5 protein-coding genes are annotated in these 3,261 nt (G+C 63.3%); all 5 read left to right on the plus strand.

Translation table 11 applies throughout. The annotated features are described in order from the left end of the window. Positions 1-1,020: cytochrome P450 (locus tag AC2VOG_RS07200; RefSeq protein WP_486939228.1), on the plus strand; the 1,020-nt coding region annotated here is incomplete at its 5' end. 8 nt (positions 1,021-1,028) lie between these two features. Continuing rightward, complete coding sequence (locus AC2VOG_RS07205) at positions 1,029-1,229, plus strand: ferredoxin (protein WP_486939229.1); 201 nt, start codon at positions 1,029-1,031, stop codon at positions 1,227-1,229. 13 nt (positions 1,230-1,242) lie between these two features. Continuing rightward, complete coding sequence (locus AC2VOG_RS07210) at positions 1,243-1,788, plus strand: nuclear transport factor 2 family protein (protein ID WP_486939230.1); 546 nt, start codon at positions 1,243-1,245, stop codon at positions 1,786-1,788. Positions 1,789-1,907: 119 nt separating this feature from the next. Then, positions 1,908-3,035: an NDMA-dependent alcohol dehydrogenase gene (locus AC2VOG_RS07215; RefSeq protein WP_486939231.1), complete on the plus strand. Its 1,128-nt coding sequence runs from the start codon at positions 1,908-1,910 to the stop codon at positions 3,033-3,035. 5 nt (positions 3,036-3,040) lie between these two features. Further along, positions 3,041-3,261: nuclear transport factor 2 family protein (locus AC2VOG_RS07220; protein WP_486939232.1), on the plus strand; the 221-nt coding region annotated here is incomplete at its 3' end.

The raw sequence follows: 3,261 nt of genomic DNA on the forward strand, positions 1-3,261 counted from the left end.
GGCCACGCCGCGACCATCGAGGGCGAAGTCAGGAAAATGATCGCCGACTGGGGCGATGAAGGCGAGATCGAACTGCTCGACTTCTTCTCCGAGTTGACCATCTACACCTCGACGGCCTGCCTGATCGGCCTGAAGTTCCGCGAGCAGCTAGATCACCGGTTCGCCGAGTACTACCACGAACTGGAGCGCGGCACCGATCCGCTGTGCTACGTCGACCCGTACCTGCCGATCGAGAGTTTCCGGCGCCGCGACGAGGCGAGGGTGAAACTGGTTGCGCTGGTTCAGGAAATCATGAACCAGCGACTGGCCGATCCGCCCAGGGACAAGGCTGATCGCGACATGCTCGACGTGCTGGTGTCGATCAAGGACGAGCAGGGCAATCCGCGATTCTCGGCCGACGAGGTCACCGGGATGTTCATCTCGCTGATGTTCGCCGGGCACCACACCAGCTCGGGCACATCGGCATGGACGCTCATCGAGTTGATTCGTCACCACGACGTCTACGCCGACGTCCGCGCCGAGCTCGAGGAGCTGTACGCCGACGGTCAGGAGGTGAGTTTTCATGCGCTGCGCCAGATTCCGAAGCTGGACAACGTCGTCAAGGAGACGTTGCGCCTGCACCCGCCGCTGATCATCCTGATGCGGGTGGCCAAGGGGGAGTTCGAGGTCGCCGGTTTCCCGATCCACGCCGGTGACTATGTGGCCGCGTCGCCGGCGATCTCCAACCGGATTCCCGGGGACTTCCCCGACCCGAACGCGTTCAAGCCGGACCGTTACAACAAGCCCGAGCAGGCCGACGTCGTCAACCGGTGGACCTGGATTCCCTTCGGCGCGGGCCGGCATCGTTGCGTGGGAGCGGCTTTTGCGCAGATGCAGATCAAGGCGATCTTCTCGGTACTGCTGCGCGAATACGACTTCGAGATGGCGCAGCCCGCCGACAGCTACCGCAATGACCACTCGAAGATGGTCGTACAGCTCGCGAGACCGGCCAAGGTCCGTTACCGCAAGCGGCAGGCGTAAGGCAGCTCATGGGATTTCGCATCCACGTCGACGCCGATTTGTGTCAGGGCCATGCGATGTGCGAGCTGGAAGCACCCGACTACTTCCGGGTGCCCAAACGCGGAAAAGTCGAGATCTTGGACTCCGAACCCGGGGACGAGGCCCGCGACGAAGTCGAGCGGGCGGTCGAAATGTGCCCCACCCAAGCTCTACTGATCACAGAAGATTAAGGAGACCAAGACGATGGCGTCTTTCGAACGCTCCCGCTTAGAAGCGTGGGTCGAGCGTTGGCTGCAGGCCAACAAGGACTGTGAAAAAGCCGGCGACTGGCGGCCTTTGGGCGACTTCTACGCCCCCGAGGCCACCTACGGCTGGAACATCGGGCCCAAGGAGGACGTGATGTGCGTCGGGGTCGACGAAATTCGCGACGTCGCACTCGGCCTCGAGATGGAGGGCCTGGAGAACTGGGTGTATGAGTACCAGAAGGTCCTGATCGACGAGAAGCAGGGCGAGATCGTCGGATTCTGGAAGCAGATCGTCAACAAGAGCGACGGCACCCAGGACCAGATCTACGGCATCGGCGGCAGCTGGTTCCGTCTCAATGCCGACGCGCTCATCGAGTGGCAGCGCGACTTCTTCGACTTCGGGCACGTCGCGACGATGTTCGCGAACCTGATCGAGTCCGGCGATCTCAGCGCAGGCATGCAGAACCGCATCCAGCGCAGCGTGGCCGGCGAAAAGTTGCCCGGCTACTACCCGCTTGGTCAGGCGCCGGTACCCATCTGGTGAGCCATATCCGGCTCCCCAGGTGACCGGGGTCACCCTACTGACCTACACTCAACCAAGCGGTTGCTTGCGTGGAGCTAAGCCGTTCTCAACCGAATTTCAACGACGAAAGCAGGTTCACGATGAAGACCAAAGGCGCGCTGATCTGGGAGTTCAACCAGCCGTGGTCGATCGAGGAAATCGAGATCGGCGACCCCCAGAAGGACGAAGTCAAAATCCAGATGGAAGCGGCTGGCATGTGCCACTCCGACCACCACCTGGTCACCGGCGGCATCCCGATGGGTGGCTTCCCGGTTCTCGGCGGTCACGAGGGCGCCGGCATCGTCACCGAAGTGGGCCCCGGCGTTGAGGACATCGCGGTCGGCGACCACGTCGTGCTGTCGTTCATTCCCTCGTGTGGTCACTGCCCGACCTGCCAGTCCGGCCTGCGCAACCTGTGCGACCTGGGCGCCGGCCTGCTCAACGGCGCGGCGGTATCCGACGGCACGTTCCGGATTCACGCCCGCGGCAAGGACGTCTTCCCGATGACGCTGCTGGGGACCTTCTCGCCGTACATGGTGGTGCACAAGAGCTCGGTGGTGAAGATCGACGAGTCGGTGCCCTTCGAGGTCGCCGCGCTGGTCGGGTGCGGCGTCACCACCGGCTACGGCTCGTCGGTTCGCACCGCCGACATCCGGCCCGGAGAAGACGTCGCGATCGTCGGCGTCGGCGGCGTCGGCATGGCGGCGCTGCAGGGGGCCGTCACCGCCGGAGCCCGCAACGTCTTCGTGATCGACCCGGTGGAGTGGAAACGCGACCAGGCCCTGAAGTTCGGCGCCACGCACGTCTACCCCGATATCTTCGCCGCGATGGGCGGAATCATGGAGGTCACCCACGGCCTGATGGCGCACAAAGTCGTGGTCACGGTCGGTGAGCTGCACGGCGCCGATGTGGACAACTACATGATCTTGACCGCCAAGGGCGGCACCTGTGTGCTGACTGCCATCGGCAGCCTGGTGGACAACAACGTCAGCCTGAACCTGGCGATGATGACCCTGATGCAGAAGACCATCAAGGGCACCATCTTCGGCGGCGGTAACCCGCAATTCGACATCCCCCAGCTGCTGTCGATGTACAAGGCCGGCAAGCTCAACCTCGATGACATGATCACCCGTCAGTACAAGCTGGAGCAGATCAACGACGGCTACAAGGACATGTTGGACGGCAAGAACATTCGCGGGGTCATCCGCTTCACCGACGCGGACCGGTAACCATCATGTCGGCCGAAACCGCGGAAAAGTCACCGGCACTGGCCGCGTCCCAGTCCTCCTGGCGTTGCGTGCAGGCGCACGACCGGGAGGGCTGGTTGGCCCTGATGGCCGATGACGTCGTGGTCGAAGATCCGATCGGCAAGTCCGTCACCAATCCCGAGGGCACCGGCGTGCGGGGTAGGGACGGCGTCGCCGAGTTCTACGACACCAACATCGCGGCCAACAA

The sequence above is a fragment of the Mycobacterium sp. TH-M11 genome, assembly GCF_057473725.1.

Coding starts and splice junctions, on each gene's coding strand:
- AC2VOG_RS07205 (WP_486939229.1), top strand. CDS start 1,029: ATGGGATTTCGCATCCACGTCGACGCCGATTTGTGTCAGGGCCATGCG.
- AC2VOG_RS07210 (WP_486939230.1), top strand. CDS start 1,243: ATGGCGTCTTTCGAACGCTCCCGCTTAGAAGCGTGGGTCGAGCGTTGG.
- AC2VOG_RS07215 (WP_486939231.1), top strand. CDS start 1,908: ATGAAGACCAAAGGCGCGCTGATCTGGGAGTTCAACCAGCCGTGGTCG.